This window comes from Xanthomonas sp. WHRI 10207 (genome assembly GCF_040202975.1).
Lineage (GTDB): Bacteria > Pseudomonadota > Gammaproteobacteria > Xanthomonadales > Xanthomonadaceae > Xanthomonas.
On the sequence record NZ_JBEGDX010000006.1, the window covers coordinates 256,201 to 274,636 of the forward strand.

An 18,436-nucleotide genomic window follows, 5' to 3' on the forward strand; every position below is an offset into this window, starting at 1 on the left:
CTGCGCTGGCGCAATGCAGTGCGCTCAACCGTCGTTGCAACGGTTACCTCATCGCAACGAACTTCCCACCAGCGCGACCAGGTTTGGCAGCGCCGTCATCGAAGCGATGGCTGCGGATCGTTCAATCAACGACCACCGCAAGCGTAATGCCGCGCTCGCGGTGGTCGGGCTGCCTTACTCGCCCAGCGCCTTGGCCACGAACGGCGGTGACACCAGCACGCCGGTATGCAGATGGGCGGTGTAATACAGCGTGTCGAAGCCCTTGGCCTGCGCATCGGCCTGGCGGAAAGCGAAGTCGGCCTTGGGCTGCTTGCTGGCCATGGTCACGCTCCACCAGCCGGTGGGGTAGCACGGCTGCGGGAACGGCAGTGTCTTGAACGACTGGAAGCCGGCCTTGCCCATTTCGGTGCGCATTTCGTTGATCAGGTCCAGCAGCGCCAGCGGCGATTCGGACTGCTGCACCAGGATGCCGTCGTCCTTCAGCGCCTTGAAGCAGCTGTCGTAGAACGCCTTATTGAACAGGCCTTCGGCCGGGCCCACCGGGTCGGTGGAATCGACGATCACGATGTCCACGCTGCCGGCCGGGCAATTGGCCATGTAGGCCACGCCATCGTCGAACAACAGCTCGGCGCGTGCGTCGTGGTTGGAGTCGCACAACTCGGGGAAATACTTCTCCGACATGCGCGTGACCTGCTCATCGATATCGCACTGGGTGGCGCTTTCCACGCCCGGGTGCTTGAGCACCTCGCGCAGCGTGCCGCAGTCGCCGCCGCCGATGATCACCACGCGCTTGGGCGCGGCGTGGGTGAACAACGCCGGGTGGCTGATCATCTCGTGATAGAAAAAATTGTCGCGAGTGGTGAGCATCACCGCGCCGTCGATGAGCATCAGCTTGCCCCAATCGGTGGTCTGGTAGATCTCGATCTTCTGGAACGGGGACTGCACCTCGTCCAGCTTGCCGCTGATGCGAAAACCAATCGCCGAGCCGGTCGGCTGGAAGTGTTCGATGTACCAGTTGTCGTTGGCGCTCATGCAAAGTCCTAAAAGAAGGGGCTGTCCCTGCTCCCACCGGGAGAAGGTGGCGCAAAGCGCCGGATGAGGGGGAGGGCGCAGCCGCGTGCAGCCAAACTGCGCGGTGGCCGACCCCGCAGACCACCCCGCTCCAGCAGGAGAGGGGCGTTAAGTCGGCGCGGATTGTAACGGACCGTCTGCATGTCAGGCGTTACAATTCACGCCCTTTTGCCCCTGCCGAGACAACGAAATGAGCGATTGGTCCCTCGACCAAGCCCGCAAGACCTACTCGATCCCGCACTGGGCCGATGGGTATTTCGATGTGAACGCCGCCGGACACATCGTGGTCACGCCTACCGTCGACGGCCCATCGGTGTCGCTGCCCGAGGTGGTGGACGCCGCGCGCGCGGCTGGCGCCAAGCTGCCGCTGCTGGTGCGCTTCCCCGACATCCTGGGCCAGCGCCTGGGCAAGCTGCAGGCGGCCTTTGCGCAGGCGCAAGCGGAGTGGGACTACGCCGGCGGCTACACGGCCGTGTACCCGATCAAGGTCAACCAGCACCGCGGCGTGGCCGGTACCCTGGCCAGCCATCACGGCGACGGCTTCGGGCTGGAAGCGGGCAGCAAGCCGGAGCTGATGGCGGTGCTGGCGCTGTCGCGTCCGGGCGGGCTGATCGTCTGCAACGGCTACAAGGACCGCGAATACATCCGCCTGGCGCTGATCGGGCGCAAGCTCGGCCTGCAGACCTTCATCGTCATCGAGAAACCCTCCGAGCTGAAGCTGGTGCTGGAAGAAGCGCGCGCGCTGGACGTCAAGCCGGGCCTTGGCGTGCGCATGCGGCTGGCGTCGCTGGGCGCGGGCAAGTGGCAGAACAGCGGTGGCGACAAGGCCAAGTTCGGGTTGTCGCCGCGTCAGGTGCTGGACCTGTGGAAGACGCTGCGCGACACCGAGTACGCCGATAGCCTGCAGCTGCTGCACTTCCATATGGGCTCGCAGATTTCCAACGTGCGCGACATCGCCAATGGCATGCGTGAGGCCACGCGTTATTTCGTGGAACTGTCGCGGCTGGGCGCCAAGATCAGCCATGTGGATGTCGGCGGCGGTTTGGGCATCGACTACGAAGGCACGCGTTCGCGCAGCTATTGTTCGATCAATTACGGCCTGCATTCGTACGCCAGCAATATCGTGCAGCCGCTGGCCAGCGCTTGCGAAGAACACGGCCTGACCCCGCCGCGCATCGTCACCGAATGCGGCCGCGCGATGACCGCGCACCATGCGGTGCTGATCGCCAACGTGTCCGAAGTGGAGCAGGCCCAGGAAGGCCGCGTGCCGGATGCGCACGACGACGAGCCGGCGGCGATTCGCCACCTGCGCGAGATCCACGACGAGCTCGATGTGCGCCCGGCGGTGGAACTGTTCCAGGAAGCCCAGCACTTCCACGCCGAAGGCTTGAGCGCCTACGCACTGGGCCAGATCGACCTGACCCACCGCGCACGTATCGACGACCTGTTCTATGCCATCGCGCATGGCGTGCGGGCGCGGCTGAGTTTCGATGAGAAGAGCCACCGCCCGGTGCTGGATGAGCTCAACGAGCGGCTGGTGGACAAGTACTTCGTCAACTTCAGCGTGTTCGAATCGATCCCGGACGTGTGGGCGATCGATCAGGTGTTTCCGATCGTGCCGATCGAACGCTTGAACGAAGCGCCGCAGCGGCGCGGCATCATCGCCGACATGACCTGCGATTCGGACGGCATGGTCAAGACCTATGTCGAGAACGAAAGCCTGGACAGCTCGATGCCGCTGCATGCGTTGAATCCGGGCGAGAGCTACCGCATTGGGTTTTTCCTGGTCGGTGCCTACCAGGAAATCCTGGGTGATATCCATAACCTATTCGGTGATACCGATGCGGTGGAAGTGGCCGTGGACGGCGATGGCTATCGCATCGTGCAGCAGCGTCGCGGCGATACCACCGATGTGATGCTGGATTACGTGGGGTATCAGCTGGAGACGCTGCGCGCGACCTATGCCGAACGCATCGCTGCAGCGCAACTGCCACCCGCGCGCGCACAGGAACTGCACGACGCCCTGGAGGCCGGCCTGACCGGCTATACCTATCTGTCCGACGAACCCTTGGGCTGATGCATGGCGCGCGCTGCGGGCCTTTGCCGCAGCGCGTTGATCCTGTTTTCAACCAATCTGCTTCACGCGCTGCCACCGCAGAAGTGCACGCAGCGCGCTCGCCCGTGGCGCTGCCCAACGGCGCAATGCTGCGACCGGCGTCCGCCGCGTCGCACGTGACCCTGACCGCATAGCTGGCCGCCAGGCAGCCGTCTTGGCTGTCTTGATGGCAGCTAGGCGTAAGCCCGTACCAGGCAAGCTCAGCCGCACCATGGGCTGCGATCTGCGCAGCGCCACATCAGCAAAACGCGGCGACGCTGCATGCCGATGACAAGCAGACGACGCTTGCGTGATCGTGCGACCACCGGCAGCGTTGCTGCAGAAAACACCGTGTTTCATGCAGTGATTTGCATAATACGCAGGCGCATCAACGCTGGCATGTGCACTGGTCTTATGCGTTGCGATCCTTAGAGGTGGCGCGAACGCCGCATCCCCTCCTTCGTTGCGCTCAAGTGATCTGCACGTCATGCGCCGCCGTTGCAGCTGGCGCGTGTTGCCAAATACCCGCTGTTTTACGCAGTGATTCGCACGAAATGCAGGTGTATCAACGCTGGCGCGCGCACTGGTCTTATGCGCGGTGCTCGCTGCGAGTAACGCGATAAGCGCAGCGTCTGTTCGCTGCCGGGCGCAGAGCGTTTGCGCATTGGGTGCTGTATTCGCGGTGTTTTCTTCCAATGCGGATCGTTGTCGCATCGCATTTGCCTGCCGCTATGCATGCAGAACACTAGTTGAAATCACACTTCGGTTAAAAATTTTTGCACATCACATGCAATTCGTGATTTTTGCACGGTTCTGCCCGCGAACGAATTGTTAGTGTTCGTTTAACTTGTCGGGATACAAGTTGCTCTAATCAGACATCTGCACGTCGAAGTTTCGATTGTGCCTGTCGCCTCGTTGTGCGTGCCCATTGTGCGTTTCCACCGTGTATTGCCGGCATCTGCCGACAGTCGATGGTGCTTTCTATCTTGCGTTTTATTACTTAGGTGCTGATCCGGCGTCACTGTGACCGCAACGCGGCCAGGGTCCGCCGGGCGACCGCGCGCCACACAAAAGGATGCTTGCAATGCACGCCGATGTCGCCCCACTGTTTCCCTTGACCAGAGCGCAACGCGGCCTGTGGGTGGCCAGCAAGTTGCATACCGACAACACCTTGATGCTGTCGGAAGCGCTGGAAATGTTTGGTCCGCTGGACCCTGCGCTATTGATCCGCGCCACCCTGCAGCTGGCGCGCGAGTTCGACACGCTGCGGCTGTGCATCGTGGAGCACGATGGCGTGCCGCAGCAGGTGATCCTGCCCGAGTACACCGCGCCGGTTCCTTTCTTCAACGTCAGCGAAGATCCCGCGCCGCGCAATGCCGCCGAGCACTGGGTGGACGAACAAATCCGTCAACCGGAAGACCTGGAGCATGGGCCGTTGTGGCATTGCGCGGTGTTTCGGCTCGGCGAAGATCATCATATGTGGGTGCAGTGCGTCAGCCATCTGGTGATGGACGGCTATTGCGCATCGATCATGATGCAGCGCATGTCGGTGCTATATAACGCGTACGCCGCAGAGCTGGAGCCGGAACCTGCGCAGTACGGCAGCGCGTTGTCGCTGGTCGAGATGGAGCAGCAGTACCGCGCCTCCGACCGCTTCCAGCGCGATCGCGAGTACTGGATGCAGCAGCTGGCCGATCTGCCGCCGCCGGCAACCCTTGCACGCCCCGGCAATCATCTGTCCACCGGGCTGTTGCGCGGCACCGGGCAGTTTTCGCCGCAGCAGGTGGTGCGTCTGCGGGCGATGGGTAAGCACTACGGCGCCAGCTTGCCGCAGATGCTGATCTCGCTGATCGCCGCCTATTACTACCGCTGTACCGGTGCCGAAGATCTGGTGCTGGCAATGCCGGTGACCGGCCGCATCAATGCGCGCTACCGGCAGACCGCCGGGCTGGTGGCCAATGTGATCTCGCTGCGTCTGAAGATGGACCCGCAGCAGCCGATCCATGCGTTGTTTGCACAGGTCGCGTCGGTGGTCAGGCATGCCTTGCGGCATCAGCAATATCGCTTCGAGGACGTACGTCGCGACATCGGCATGTTCGGCATCGACCAGAAGTTCGCACGCCTTGCCGTCAATATCGAAGCCTTCGATTACGCCCTGCGATTTGGCGAGGCATATGCGATACCGCATAACCTGTGCAACGGCCCGGCCGACGATCTGACCATCTTCTGCTACGAGCGTGGCGACGGCGCGGCCCTGCGCTTCGATCTGGACGCCAATCCGGCGTTGTACGACAGCGACGAGCTGGCCGAACACTGCCGCCGTCTGACCCATCTGGCCGATGCCGTGCTGGCAAACCCGGAATGCGCGCTGGGCGAGGTGGACGTGCTGGGCGATGAAGAGCGCCACCGTTTGCTGCACACCTGGAATCACACCGCCGCGCCGTTGCCGGAAGCTGCCACGTTGTTGCACGGCATGTTGCAGCGTGCCGAGATGATGCCTGCGGCCGTTGTCGTGCAATACGACAACCGCACGCTGGATTACGCCACGCTGTGCGAGCTCGCCTCGCGGATCGCTGCGCAGTGGGTGGCCGATGGGGTGCGTCCCGGCGATGTGGTTGCGGTCGCATTGCCGCGCAGCGAGCATCTGCTGGTGGCCCTGCTGGCCATCATGTGGAGCGGCGCGGCCTATCTGCCGCTGGATCCGGAAAGCCCGGCGGCGCGCAATCGGCAGATGCTCAACGATTCCGGCGCCATTGCGCTGGTCTGCGAGCCGGCATTGTGCGAGCGCTATCTGCTCGGCGGCATGGTGTGGCTGGACCCGCGCCCGGCGCATTTGCCAGCGGCGATCGCCCCGATGGCGACCCCGGATGGGACGGCCTATGTGCTGTACACCTCCGGCTCCACCGGCACGCCCAAGGGCGTGGAGATCAGCCATCGCAACCTGTTCAATTTCCTGCATGCGATGGACCACGAGCTGGCGTTGCGTCCGCGCGACCGCGTGCTGGCGGTCACCACCATCACCTTCGATATCTCCGGGCTGGAGCTGTATCTGCCGTTGCTGGTGGGTGCCCGCGTGGTCATCGCACCGGCCGGCATCAGTCACGACCCACGCGGTCTGTCGCGCCTGATTGCCCACGAGCAGATCAGTCTGGTGCAGGCCACGCCGTCGCTGTGGCGCATCCTGCTTGCCAATCAGGATCTGTCGCTGGATCGCATCCATGCGCTGGTCGGTGGTGAGGCCTTGGTGCCCGAGTTGGCGACGCAATTGCTGAGCCGGGTCGGGCGCCTGACCCAGTTGTACGGACCAACCGAAACCACTATCTGGTCGACCATCATGCCGCTGCAGTTGGCCGATGCCACCGCACCGCCGATCGGCAGGCCGCTGCTCAATACGCGCGTTTACGTGCTGGATGCGCAGCGGCAACCCTTGCCGACCGGTGCGGTCGGTGAGCTCTATATCGGCGGCGCGGGCGTGGCCAAGGGCTATCGCGGCAAGCGCCAACTCACCAGCGAGCGCTTCCTGCGCGACCCGTTCGCCAATGACGGCAGCAGCATGTACCGCACCGGCGACCGCGTGCGTCAGCGCCGTGACGGCTTGCTGGAATTCATCGGCCGCGCAGATGCGCAACTGAAGATCCGCGGTCACCGCGTGGAGCCGGCGGAAATCGAAAATGCGCTGCTGCTGCATGCGCAGGTGGCACAGGTAGCGGTGGTTGCGCACAGCGATGGCGACAACGCCGTGCAGCTGCTCGCCTACGTCGTGGGCAAGCATGGCAACACGCCGTCGAGCGAATTGCTGCGCGCCCATCTGCAGCAGCGTTTGCCGGCGGCGATGATTCCGAGCCTGTGGATGCCATTGCCGGCGTTGCCGCTGACAGCCAATGGCAAGCTGGATCGCCGCGCATTGCCTGCACCGGGCGCGTTGCCCAAGCTTGCGCATGTGGCGCCGCGCGACGCACTCGAGCAGCAGCTTGCAGCCCTGTTGCAGGAAGTGCTGGGCATCGAGGTGGTGGGGGTGGACGATAATTTCTTCGAGCTCGGTGGCGACTCGCTGCGTGCGGCGGAAATGGCCGCACGTTTCCCGCAATTGTTCGGCGTCGACCTGCCCTTGGGCGCGCTGTTCCATGCGCCGACGATTGCCGGTCTGTCCGAAGTGATCAAGCGCAGCGCGCAGACAACGAACGACCCGCTGAGCGTGCTGTTGCCGCTGCGTGCCGGCAGCGCGGGTGCCACGCCGTTGTTCTGCATCCATCCGGTCATCGGCCTGGGCTGGTCGTATCTCACCTTGCTTGGCCAGCTCGATCCGCAGTGGCCGGTGTACGTGTTGCAGTCGCCGGGATTGAGCGACCCGCAGCACCGCTCGGAAAGCATCGAAGGGATCGCCCGCGACTACCTGGCGCGTCTGCGTAGCGTGCAGCCGCATGGCCCGTACCGCTTGATGGGCTGGTCGTTGGGCGGCTTGATCGCGCACGCCATCGCTGCCGAGCTGCACGATCTTGGCGAACAGGTCGAACTGCTGGCGATGCTCGACAGCTATCCGCACCTGGAGCAGGCCGCCGCCTTGCCCGAAGCGGAAAACGTGCGCGCATCGGTGCATGCGCTCGGGCTGACACTGGCGCACGACCAACCGATGCCGACCACGGTGGCGCAGCTGGCCAGTCTGTTGTGCGATCACTACGGACTGAACGATGTGCCGGCGGTGCGTCAATTGCTGGAGCAACGCCCCACGCTGCTGGACGACCTGGGCGCGGTGACCCAGCATCACCTGCATCTGGCGCGACGCCACCGTCCCCGCGCATTGAATCAGGATGTGCTGTTTGTCGAAGCAGCCGTGCGGATGAGCTCCGGTGGGGACGATGCGCAGTGGGTGGATTACCGGCCGCAGGCATGGCGTCCCTATGTGCGCACGCTGCACCTGCACGCCCTGGACAGCGACCACCACTCGATGCTGTCGGCCGCGCACTCGGCAACGCTGTGTGCACTGCTGCACGATGCCAGCGCACAGGTGTCGCATCGCAATATCCGCATCGCCAGTGCCAACGACGGGGTGACCGAATATGCCTGAGTCTCTTACATCCGCTGCAGCCAACCGCCCGATCGTGATCGCCACCCTGGGCACGCACGGCGATGTGCGCCCGATCATCGCGCTGGGACGCGGTTTGCAGCAGCGCGGTTATACGGTGCGGGTACTGACCAGTAGCAACTTCGAAGCGCTGATTCGCGCCAACGGTCTGGAGTTTTTCCCGCTCAGCGGCGACCACCAGAAATTGCTGCAAGGCAACCCAGATGTCGCAGAAATGCGCGGCGGCTGGCGTGGCATCTGGGGCACCTTGCGCGCGCAGCTGCTGAGCTGGGCGCCCGATTGGGCAGCGCAGGGCAGGGCGGCGTGCGCCGATGCCGGCTTGATCCTGGGCGTCGGCAGCGCAAGTTTTCTGGCGCATAGCCTGGGTCAGGCCTTTGGGCTGCCGGTGTGCTTCGCGCAACTGCAACCGCTCACCGCCTCGCGCCATCTGCCGTTGATGATGATGCCCAATGTGCGTCTGCCCGGGCGGGTGAATGTAGCCCTGCACCACGCGGTGCGGTTTGCCGGCTGGCAATTCATGCGCCCTGCGCTCAACGACATCGTGCGTCCGGCGCTGGGGCTGCCGGCGTATCCGTGGCGTGGTCCGGACCGCACCGCGATACGTGTGATCTACGGCTACAGCGCGCAGCTGTGCCCACGTCCGCCGGACTGGCCGCAACGCGCGCAGATCTGCGGATTCTGGCAACTGCCGCAGCCGCAGTGGCAACCGCCGGCCGCGTTGCAGGCGTTTCTGCAGGCCGGGCCGCCGCCGCTGTATATCGGCTTCGGTAGCATGCCCAGCAGCGATGCGATGCAGCTCACCGCCACGGTCAAGGCTGCCGTGCGCCTGACCGGTCAACGCGCATTGCTGGCCAGTGGCTGGGGCGGGCTGGCGGCGACCGACACCGCGGCTGCGGATGACGCCGAGCGCTTCTTCCATCTGGAACAGGCGCCGCACGATTGGTTGTTTCCTCGCGTGACGGCGGCCGTGCATCACGGCGGCGCCGGCACCACCGGCGCGGCGCTGACGGCGGGGATTCCGTCGGTAGTGTTGCCGTTCGGCTACGACCAACCGTTCTGGGCGTATTGCATGGCCGGACGTGGCGTAGCGCCGCCAGCGCTGGCGCGTGTCGGCTTGCAGCCGGAGACGCTGGCCGAAGCCCTGCGCCAGGCCAGCACGCCGACCATGCGCGCGGCGGCACGCGCGCTGGGCCAGCGCATTCGCGACGAAGACGGCGTGCGCAACGCGGTCGATCAACTGGAAGCCTGGGGGCTGTTGAACACGGCAGCGCCGGTGACACGGATTGCGCAGGCGGCGATGGCCTGAGGCCGAGAGTGCTCCATCGGCGTCAAGCCGTGCATCGTGCTCGCCGACAGGTGAGCACGATGCGCCAGCAGGATAAGCGCGGCGAACAAACCAATTGGGTTCGCCGTCAGGCGGGCACGGCGAGTCCTCGTTGCGGCATGTGCCACTCGTACACGCTGGTTTTGAGCGCACCGTGCACATCGCCTGACGATTGCGCGCTATGTGTCGTTAGCCGCTCCACATCGCCGGCGTGATGCAACTGGGTGGCAGGCAGCGCGTTGAACGCAAGGCTGCCATCGGCCCGCGTCAGCCGCAGCGGCCAACCACATCGCTGCCGCATGGCGATGCGCCTCTCGCCAAGCCGCGCAAGTGCAGCGACACGCCGTGACGTCAGCGCAACGTTGCCAACCGTACCGATCGCGCGCTACCACGCGGTTGTGTCTGTGTACGTTCGCCAAGCCGCGCAAGTGCAGCAACACGCCGTGACGTCAGGGCAACGTTGCCAACCGTACCGATCGCGCGCTACCACACGGTTGTGTCTGTGTACGTTCGTCGCAGCGATCGCCTGCCGTTGAGTGCGGTGTCTGTCACCTGGCTGCCGCGATGCCTTGCATGCCCATGCTTGCCTCCGGTGCGTGAGGCAGCACCTATTGGGTTGTCACCTTCGGTCTTGCCTGTCCGCAGCGCCGCAGGCCACGCACACCTTGCGCAACCTACGCATGGGTGTGTGTCATGCGGCACAATCGGTCTTTCTCATTGCCGATCGCCCACATGCGCTATCCCGCCCTGGACCTGTTGCGTGGTATCGCCATCGTCTGGGTGATGCTGTTCCACGCATTTGTGGTCGGTGGGCTGGGGCCGGACTGGGCGTGGCTGTCGCGCTATGGCTGGATGGGGGTGGACCTGTTCTTCGTGCTTAGCGGGTTCCTGATCGGTAGCCAGGTGCTGACACCCTTGGCGCGCGGGCAGCGCCTGGACTTCAAGGATTTTTATCTGCGGCGCGCGTTGCGCATCCTGCCGGCGTTTGCGGTGGTGTTGCTGGTGTACATCGCGTGGCCCGGCGTGCGCGAAGCGCCCGGGCTGGCGCCATGGTGGATGTTCGCCACCTTCACCTTGAATCTATTCGTCGATTACGGCCAGCAGGCGGCGTTTTCGCATGCCTGGTCGTTGTGCGTGGAAGAGCATTTCTATCTGGTGTTTCCGCTGCTGGCCACGCTGTTGTTGCGGCGTCCGTCGGCTGGACGGTTCATCGCGTTATGCGTGGCCGTGGTGGTGGCCGGCATCGTGTTGCGTACCAGCGTGTGGCTGCACAACACGGCGCTGGATCAGGTGGGCGGCGGGCAGCAGCGCAATTGGTTTGTCGAAGATCTCTATTACCCCACCTGGAACCGTCTCGACGGCCTGCTGGCCGGCGTGGTGCTCGCGGTGCTCAAGGTATTTCGTCCGCAGGTCTGGCAACGCCTGCAGCAGCGCGGCAACACGTGGTTGCTGGCCGGCGTTGCGGTCATGGCGCTGGCACTGTGGCTGTTCCGCGAGCGCACCGGCCTGATCGGCAATGCGCTGGGCTGGCCGGTGCTCTCGTTCGGGCTGGCATTGCTGGTGCTGGCAGGCACTGCCAATAGCGCGTTTGGCCGGTTGCGGGTGCCCGGTGCGGCATGGCTGGCGGCGATTTCCTACAGCCTGTATCTGACCCACAAGGCGATGTTCCATGTGACCCAGACCTGGTTCGGCGCGGCATTGGAGGGCCGTGGCGTGCTGGCATTTGCGGTGTACGGCGCGGTGGCGCTGCTGGCGGGCGCGTTGCTGCACTACAGCGTGGAGCGCCCCTTCCTGCGGCTGCGTGGCGTGTTGCTGCGCAGCCGTGCGGGATCGCGCGGCATGCCCGAGTCGGCGTAGCGCAGCTTGCGGAATCGTTGAACAGCTTCGTTGAACAGAAAAGCCGCGCAGTGCGCGGCTGTCGAGGATCGCTTGCGTGTCTGCAGGAGATCGGCAGCGCGCCATGGGTGATCGCTCACCACGCGCTGGATCCTTCGCTGCCACACCGCGGATGTGGCAGCGCATCTTCACTGCGCGTTCTCTCAGGCGCAGCGTCGCTTCCTCACTGCGCGTCGCGCGCCACCTGAAATCCTGCGAACGATTGCGTCACCGGCATGATTTCCAGCCGGTTGATATTCAAGTGCGCCGGCAGGCTGGCGACGTAGAAGATCTGCTCGGCGATGTCCTCGGCCGTCATTGGGGTGGCGCCGCGGTACAGCGTGTCCGAGGCGGCCTGGTTGCCGCCGGTGCGCACCAGGGTGAACTCGGTTTCGGCCATGCCCGGTTCGATCGAGGTCACGCGTACGCCGGTGCCGTGCAGGTCCGCGCGTAAGCCCAACGAAAACTGCTGCACAAACGCCTTGGTGCCGCCGTAGACGTTGCCGCCGGTGTACGGGTAGGTCGCCGCGACCGAGGCGATGTTGATGATGGCGCCACGACGCGCGATCAGCGCCGGCAGCAGGCGGTGAGTGAGGGTGACCAGCGCGGTGACATTGGTGTCGATCATCTGTTGCCACTGCGCAAGATCCGCCTGCTGCGCGGGCGCGGTGCCCAGTGCCAGGCCGGCGTTGTTGACCAGCACGTCGATATCGGCGAATGCGGCCGGCAGCGCGTCGATGGCCGCCGACAAGGCCTGCGCATCGCGCATGTCGAACGCGGCGGTGTGCACCTGGCCGGCGGGCAGTTCGGCCGCCAGTGCGTCCAGGCGGTCGGCACGCCGGCCGGTGGCGATGACCTTCCAGCCGGCGGCGGCAAAGCGACGCACTGCGGCGCTGCCGAATCCGGAGGTGGCACCAGTGATCAGGACGGTGTTGGACATGGGAACTCCAGGGGATGGGGGATGCTTAAAGCGGCTAGAAAATAGCGAGCACTGGTCAGGTGGATGTGGGCTGCGCACTCGGAACCAAAGTGTACGAGTGCTCCATGCCACACCGAGAACCTGCCGCGCCCGCCTGGCGGTGAGCGCAGTGGTTGTGTCAGCCGCGCTTAGGGCACAGGAACCGGGCGTGCGGCTGCGGCCTGACGTGCGCGCAGCATGTCTGCGGTGAGCGGTTCGCGGGCGACCACATGCCCCCGGCGCAGCCGCAGCGATACATAGCTGGCCGGCGCGTCGGACGTGGCGTTCTCCGCGGCCGGCAGCGCGGCGATCAGTTCGCCATCCACCCACACCGCCGGTACCGGGGCGCGCTGGCCGGGAAACAGCACCGACAGCGGCAGCTCCGGCGGCGCCTCGGCGCAAGCACCGAGCACCACGCGATCGAGCACCAGCTGCTCTGCGTCCACGCGCCAGAACGCTTGATAGCCACGCCAGTTGGCGCTGCAGCCGCCCAGCGAACTGCCCGCCTGTGCGACGAAGCGCTTCCAGGTAGTGGGGTCGTCCAGCTGCCCGGACAGGGGCTCTGCCAGCAGCAGTGCCTGCTGGCCATCGATCTGGATGTGGTCGGGAATCTGCTCGGTGGCCTGCGCCGTGCCGATCAGTGCAAGCAGTCCGAACAACGCGCTGGCGATGCGGCGCATCACTGCGGTTACTGCGCCTTGATCGCGATGGCAGGCAATCCGCTGCCAGTGAGCTTCTGCTTGGCTTCGGCCAGTTCGCTTGCGGTACCGTACGGCCCCATGCGCACGCGGTAGACCGTCTTGCCGCTGATGTCGGCCGATTCCACGCGCGCGGCCAGGCCCATCATCGCCAGCTTGGCCTTGGTCGACTCGGCATCGCCGGAAGCACCGAACGAGCCGGCTTGCAGGATGTAACGGGTGTTGTCGGTGGCGGCCGGGGCTATCGGCGTTGTTGCCGTCGCGGCCGCAGGCTTCGGTGCCGCAGCGGCCGGCGTGGTGAGTGCCGCGGTGCTGGCCGGTGCCGGCGTTGCCGCCGGACGTGTCTGGGCGGCTTCCGGCAACGGCTTGGGCGCGCTGGCGGTCCTTTCTTTCAAGGGCATCGGCACGCTGGCTGCGGGTACGGCCGACGCGACGCTGGCTGCTGCACCCGGCGCCGGCGCGATGGGCTTGCCTTCCAGCGCAGCACGCGCACGTGCGGCTTCTTCGGCGCGCGCACTGGCCGCCAGCTCGGCGTCGGACATCTGCACTTCCTTGCCGGGCAGCAAGGTGTAGAAGTCGTACTGGGTCTGCGCATCGCCCGGCTTGGGCTGCGGCTTGGGCGCTTGCGTGCTGGGCTTGGGCAACTCGGCTGGCGTATCGGTGTCTGCATCGGCCACCGGTTCGGGCTGTGCATCCGGATTGGCGCGGGGACCCACACGCAGGAAGCCGTCGCCGTCCTTCTTGAACAGGTTGGGTGCGGCCAGGAAGATCACTGCCGCAATCGCGGCGCCCGCCACCAACCACACCCAACCGGGGGTGCCATTGCTGGTGTTGCGTCGTGCCTGGCTCTTACCGCGTCGTGCTGCCATCTACCACTTCTCCGAATCGTGTCGTTGCGGGCGGTGCGCCCGGCTTGGTGCGGCGATCGCTGCCGCTGCGTCTGCCGCGTGCGGTGCAACGGATGCGCGGGCGATGGTGGATACCGCTGCTCACTGCGCAGGCAGGCGTGCGCCTCACGCCTGCCTGGCGACTTCCAGTGGCTTACATCTTTTCCGGGGCGCTGACACCGAGCAATTCCAGGCCGTTGGCAAGCACCTGCTGGGTGGCGACGGCGAGGGTGAGCTTTGCGTCGCGCTCTGCGGCATCGTCCACCAGCAGTTTGGTGTTGTGATACCACGTGTGGAAGGCATGCGCCAATTCACGCAGGTACTGCGCGATCTGGTATGGCTCCAGTGCCTGGCCGGCGATTTCCACCACTTCCGGATAGCGCGACAGCTCCAGCATCACGTTGAGCGAATGCTCGTCGTCCAGCCGGGCGAGCTGTGCAAATCCATTGGCCTGCTCGTACTTGAAGCCTTTCTCCTGCGCCTGGCGCAGCACGCTGCACACCCGTGCGTGCGCGTATTGCACATAGAACACCGGGTTGTCGTTGCTCTGCGCGCGCGCCAGATCGATATCGAAGGTGAGCTGCGAATCGGGCTTGCGCGCGATCAGAAACCAACGCACCGCATCGGCACTGGTTTCTTCGATCAGGTCGCGCAGGGTGACGTAGCTGCCGGCACGCTTGGAGAGCTTCACTTCTTCGCCACCGCGCATCACCGTGACCATCTGGTGCAGCACGTATTCCGGCCAGCCCTGCGGGATGCCCAGCTCCATCGCCTGCAGGCCTGCGCGCACGCGCGTCAGCGAGCCGTGGTGGTCGGCGCCCAGCTCGGTGATCGCGCGCTCATAGCCGCGCTGCCACTTGGTCAGGTGATAAGCCACGTCAGGCACGAAGTACGTATAGGTGCCATCGGACTTGCGCATCACGCGGTCCTTGTCGTCGCCGAAGTCGGTGGACTTCAACCACAGCGCGCCGCCTTCCTCGTAGGTATGGCCGGAGGCGATCAGCTTCCGAACCGCTTCTTCGACCTTGCCGTCCTTGTACAGCGAGCTTTCCAGGAAATAGATATCGAAGTCGACGCGGAACGCGGCCAGGTCGTGGTTCTGCTCGTTGCGCAGATAGGCCACCGCAAAGCGACGGATCGATTCAAGATCGGCCGGATCCTTGGTGCCGCTGACCAGATGACCTTCCAGGTCGACGCTGTCGCCGGCCAGATAGGCAGTGGCCACATCGGCGATGTAGTCGCCGCGGTAGCCGTTTTCCGGCCAGCCGGCGCTGTCGGGGGTGAGCCCCTGCGCGCGCGCCTGCACCGACAGCGCCAGATTCTCGATCTGCACGCCGGCATCGTTGTAGTAAAACTCGCGCTTGACGTTCCAGCCATTGGCATCGAGCACGCGCGCCAGGCTGTCGCCGATCGCCGCGGCGCGACCATGACCGACGTGCAGCGGGCCGGTCGGATTGGCCGAGACGTATTCCACGCCCACCGAGCGGCCGTTGCCGGCCAGCCCGCGACCGTAGTCGTGGCCCTGCTTGATCACATTCGCCACTTCACGTTGATACGCGGTGGGCGCCAGATGGAAATTGATGAAGCCGGGGCCGGCGATCTCGACCTTGGCGACGTCGTCGCTTGCCGGCAAGGCGGCTACCAACGCCTGCGCCAGGGCGCGCGGGTTGCTGCGCGCGGCCTTGGCCAGCAGCATCGCGGCATTGGTGGCGAAGTCGCCGTGCTCGCGTGTCTTGGGCCGCTCGACCACAAAATCCGGCGGCAGGGTGTCGGCGGGCAAGGTGCCGTTGGCGCGCAAGGCTTCGATGCCTTGGCCGATCAGTGCGCGGAGTAGGGCTTTCACGTGGGATCTGCTTGGAACCAAACCAGCGATTTTACCCGACCGCGCGGCACACGGTCCGGCCGATGGTTCAGGTCGGCGCGGCGGTCTCATTCCAGCCAGCCGCGCTCGGCTAGCGAGACCGGGCGGCCATCGCCGATCACGAAGTGGTCGAGCAGGCGGATGTCCACCAGCTCCAGGCCCTGCAGCAAACGCTGGGTGACCGCGCGATCGGCCTCGGATGGCTCCGGATTGCCGGACGGATGGTTGTGCCCGACGATCACCGCCGCAGCGTTGTGCAGCAGCGCCCGCCGCACCACTTCGCGCGGATGGATGTCTGCGCCGTCGATGGTGCCGGTGAACAGCTCCTCGAAGGCGATCGCGCGATGGCGGTTGTCCAGAAACAGCACCGCGAACACTTCGTAGGCCCGTGCGCGCAGCCGCTGCGAGAAATAGCGGCCCACACTGGGCGGGTCGCTCAGTGCCTCGCCACGCTCCAGTTCGCTCATCAGGTGACGATGCGCCAGTTCCATCGCGGCCCTGAGCTTGCACGCCGAGGCCGGCCCCAGCCCAGGCAGGCGCGCCAGGGCCTTGGCCGGGCGATCCAGCAACAGGCGCAGCGGGCCGTGGCGATGCAGCAGATCGCGCGCGGTCTGGACCGCATCCTGGCCGCGCAGCCCGGAGCCGACAAAGATCGCCAGCAGCTCCGCATCGGAGAGGGCAGGAGCCCCGCGCGCCAGAAGTTTCTCGCGCGGGCGTTCGTTGGTGGGCCAGTCGTGTATGTGCATATGGCGAGATTGCCGGTGCTCATCGCCGACGCCCATCAGGCCAAGCGGGGGCATCGGCTAATCTAGTTGTCCTTGTAACCGTAGGACGACTCCGACGTGATCGGCTCCACTCAGGCCCGCCCCCTGGACGGACAGCGTTTGCTGCTGTGCGTCGGCGGAGGCATTGCCGCTTACAAATCGCTCGAACTGGTCCGTCGCCTGCGCGACGCCGGCGCGCAGGTGCAGGTCGCCATGACCAGCGGCGCGCAACAATTCGTGACCCCGCTGAGCTTCCAGGCGCTGTCCGGGCAACCGACCCGCACCACGCTATGGGACAGCGCCGCCGAGCAGGCGATGGGGCATATCGAACTGGCCCGCTGGGCCGACCGGGTGATCGTGGCCCCGGCCACCGCCGATCTGCTCGCGCGCCTGGCGCACGGGCTGGCCGACGACCTGGTCACCACGCTGTGCCTGGCCACGACCGCGCCGCTGACCGTGGCCCCGGCGATGAACCACCGCATGTGGCTGCACCCGGCGACCCAGGCCAATATCGCGACCCTGCGCGCGCGTGGCGTGGCGGTGGTCGGCCCCGACGACGGCCCGCTGGCCGAAGGCGAGTCCGGTCCCGGCCGCCTGGCCGAACCGGCGGCGATCATTGCCGCGCTGGCTGCCACTGCCACTGCACCTGCCGCCGATGCATCGCCGGGCACTGCCGCGCCGGCCTTCGTGCCCAGCAGCGCCGAGCTGGACGGCCTGCGCATCGTCATCAGCGCCGGCCCGACCTTCGAAGACCTGGACCCGGTGCGCTACGTCGGCAACCGCAGCAGCGGCAAGATGGGCTATGCGCTGGCCGCCGCCGCTGCGCGCCAGGGCGCCGAGGTGGTGCTGGTCAGCGGGCCGGTGCACCAGGTCACGCCGGTCGGCGTGCAGCGCATCGACGTGCGCTCGGCTGCGCAGATGCGCGATGCGGTGCTGGGTGCGTTCCCGGCCGATATCTACATCGGCGCCGCTGCGGTCGCCGACTACACGCCCAAGCGCGTGGTCGCGCAGAAGATCAAGAAGACCGGTGAAACGCTGACTCTGGAACTGGTGCGCACCCCGGACATCCTGTCCGAGGTCGCCGCGCAGACCGGCGCGCTCAAGCTGGTGGTCGGATTTGCGGCCGAAACGCACGACGTGGAGCACTACGCGCGTGGCAAGCTGGCAGCCAAGCGGCTGGATCTGATCATCGCCAACCAGGTGGGGATCGTCGGCGGCGGCTTCGAAAGCGACAACAATGCCGCCACCGCCTATTGGCAGGGCGGCGAGCGCGCGTTTCCCACTAGCAGCAAGACCGAACTGGCCGACCAACTGCTGGCCCTGATCGCGGAGAGATTGCAGGCATGAGCCACCCGACCCACTCCTTGCAGGTGAAGTTGCTCGACCCGCGCTTCGGCGATGTCTGGCCGCTGCCGGCCTACGCCACCGAAGCCAGCGCCGGCATGGACCTGCGCGCCGCGCTGGAAGCGCCGATGACGCTGGAACCGGGCGATGCGGCGTTGATTCCCAGCGGTATCGCGATCCATTTGGCCGACCCGCAGGTGTGCGCGGTGATCCTGCCGCGCTCCGGGCTGGGCCACCGCCACGGCATCGTGCTGGGTAACGGCACCGGGCTCATCGATGCCGACTACCAGGGCCCGCTGCTGATCAGCACCTGGAATCGCGGCCGCGAGGCCTTCACCATCGAGCCGGGCGACCGGATTGCGCAATTGGTGATCCTTCCGATCGTGCGCGTAGGCTTGCAAGTGGTGGATACTTTCGTGGACAGCGCGCGGGGAGCGGGTGGATTCGGCCACACCGGCGTGCGCTGACGGGGGAGT

General features: G+C 65.8%; 12 protein-coding genes and 1 other RNA gene. 7 read left to right on the plus strand and 6 right to left on the minus strand.

What is annotated here, in order from left to right:
- Positions 1 to 174: 174 nt before the first annotated feature.
- Complete coding sequence (gene speE, locus ABQU90_RS18970; RefSeq protein WP_115559232.1) at positions 175 to 1,032, minus strand: polyamine aminopropyltransferase; 858 nt, start codon at positions 1,030 to 1,032, stop codon at positions 175 to 177.
- A 229-nt stretch (positions 1,033 to 1,261) separates the two neighbouring features.
- On the opposite strand from speE, the gene speA reads away from it, so the two are divergent.
- From speA to ABQU90_RS18995, 5 genes are all read left to right on the plus strand, one after another.
- Complete coding sequence (gene speA / locus ABQU90_RS18975; protein ID WP_055847359.1) at positions 1,262 to 3,148, plus strand: arginine decarboxylase; 1,887 nt, start codon at positions 1,262 to 1,264, stop codon at positions 3,146 to 3,148.
- Positions 3,149 to 4,250: 1,102 nt separating this feature from the next.
- The gene (locus ABQU90_RS18980; RefSeq protein WP_323523386.1) at positions 4,251 to 8,231 is read left to right on the plus strand and encodes a non-ribosomal peptide synthetase; all 3,981 of its coding nucleotides are present in this window, start codon (positions 4,251 to 4,253) and stop codon (positions 8,229 to 8,231) included.
- Complete coding sequence (locus tag ABQU90_RS18985) at positions 8,224 to 9,555, plus strand: glycosyltransferase (protein ID WP_323523387.1); 1,332 nt, start codon at positions 8,224 to 8,226, stop codon at positions 9,553 to 9,555. Before ABQU90_RS18980 ends, ABQU90_RS18985 begins: the two co-directional genes overlap by 8 nt.
- Before the next feature lie 137 nt (positions 9,556 to 9,692).
- Positions 9,693 to 9,768, plus strand: a non-coding RNA gene (locus ABQU90_RS18990) — sX9 sRNA.
- A gap of 537 nt (positions 9,769 to 10,305) precedes the next feature.
- A complete protein-coding gene (locus tag ABQU90_RS18995) occupies positions 10,306 to 11,430 on the plus strand; it encodes an acyltransferase family protein (RefSeq protein ID WP_323523530.1) in 1,125 nt (374 codons plus the stop codon).
- Between the two features lie 202 nt (positions 11,431 to 11,632).
- Here ABQU90_RS18995 and ABQU90_RS19000 read toward each other — a convergent pair whose 3' ends face one another.
- The 5 genes from ABQU90_RS19000 to radC all read right to left on the minus strand — a co-directional run bounded on the left by ABQU90_RS19000 (position 11,633) and on the right by radC (position 16,598).
- A complete protein-coding gene (locus ABQU90_RS19000; protein WP_323523531.1) occupies positions 11,633 to 12,388 on the minus strand; it encodes an SDR family NAD(P)-dependent oxidoreductase in 756 nt (251 codons plus the stop codon).
- A gap of 167 nt (positions 12,389 to 12,555) precedes the next feature.
- On the minus strand, positions 12,556 to 13,089 hold the full coding sequence (locus ABQU90_RS19005; RefSeq protein WP_323523532.1) for a hypothetical protein: 534 nt from the start codon (positions 13,087 to 13,089) through the stop codon (positions 12,556 to 12,558).
- 5 nt (positions 13,090 to 13,094) lie between these two features.
- Positions 13,095 to 13,973, minus strand: a complete 879-nt coding sequence (locus ABQU90_RS19010; RefSeq protein ID WP_323523533.1) for an SPOR domain-containing protein — start codon at positions 13,971 to 13,973, stop codon at positions 13,095 to 13,097.
- A gap of 172 nt (positions 13,974 to 14,145) precedes the next feature.
- Positions 14,146 to 15,834, minus strand: coding sequence for an arginine--tRNA ligase (argS, locus tag ABQU90_RS19015; RefSeq protein WP_323523534.1), 1,689 nt, complete (start codon positions 15,832 to 15,834; stop codon positions 14,146 to 14,148).
- An 86-nt stretch (positions 15,835 to 15,920) separates the two neighbouring features.
- Positions 15,921 to 16,598, minus strand: coding sequence for a RadC family protein (radC, locus tag ABQU90_RS19020; RefSeq protein ID WP_055847382.1), 678 nt, complete (start codon positions 16,596 to 16,598; stop codon positions 15,921 to 15,923).
- Between the two features lie 96 nt (positions 16,599 to 16,694).
- On the opposite strand from radC, the gene coaBC reads away from it, so the two are divergent.
- Both coaBC and dut read left to right on the plus strand, forming a co-directional pair.
- On the plus strand, positions 16,695 to 17,963 hold the full coding sequence (gene coaBC, locus ABQU90_RS19025; RefSeq protein ID WP_115514127.1) for a bifunctional phosphopantothenoylcysteine decarboxylase/phosphopantothenate--cysteine ligase CoaBC: 1,269 nt from the start codon (positions 16,695 to 16,697) through the stop codon (positions 17,961 to 17,963).
- The gene (gene dut / locus ABQU90_RS19030; protein ID WP_055847387.1) at positions 17,960 to 18,427 is read left to right on the plus strand and encodes a dUTP diphosphatase; all 468 of its coding nucleotides are present in this window, start codon (positions 17,960 to 17,962) and stop codon (positions 18,425 to 18,427) included. Before coaBC ends, dut begins: the two co-directional genes overlap by 4 nt.
- Positions 18,428 to 18,436: the final 9 nt, after the last annotated feature.

What these genes read in the sequence shown, in the direction of transcription:
- ABQU90_RS18980 (WP_323523386.1), top strand. Translation starts at nt 4,251, where the DNA reads ATGCACGCCGATGTCGCCCCACTGTTTCCCTTGACCAGAGCGCAACGC.
- ABQU90_RS19000 (WP_323523531.1), bottom strand. Translation starts at nt 12,388, where the DNA reads ATGTCCAACACCGTCCTGATCACTGGTGCCACCTCCGGATTCGGCAGC.
- speA (WP_055847359.1), top strand. Translation starts at nt 1,262, where the DNA reads ATGAGCGATTGGTCCCTCGACCAAGCCCGCAAGACCTACTCGATCCCG.
- ABQU90_RS18995 (WP_323523530.1), top strand. Translation starts at nt 10,306, where the DNA reads ATGCGCTATCCCGCCCTGGACCTGTTGCGTGGTATCGCCATCGTCTGG.
- ABQU90_RS19010 (WP_323523533.1), bottom strand. Translation starts at nt 13,973, where the DNA reads ATGGCAGCACGACGCGGTAAGAGCCAGGCACGACGCAACACCAGCAAT.
- speE (WP_115559232.1), bottom strand. Translation starts at nt 1,032, where the DNA reads ATGAGCGCCAACGACAACTGGTACATCGAACACTTCCAGCCGACCGGC.
- radC (WP_055847382.1), bottom strand. Translation starts at nt 16,598, where the DNA reads ATGCACATACACGACTGGCCCACCAACGAACGCCCGCGCGAGAAACTT.
- ABQU90_RS18985 (WP_323523387.1), top strand. Translation starts at nt 8,224, where the DNA reads ATGCCTGAGTCTCTTACATCCGCTGCAGCCAACCGCCCGATCGTGATC.
- dut (WP_055847387.1), top strand. Translation starts at nt 17,960, where the DNA reads ATGAGCCACCCGACCCACTCCTTGCAGGTGAAGTTGCTCGACCCGCGC.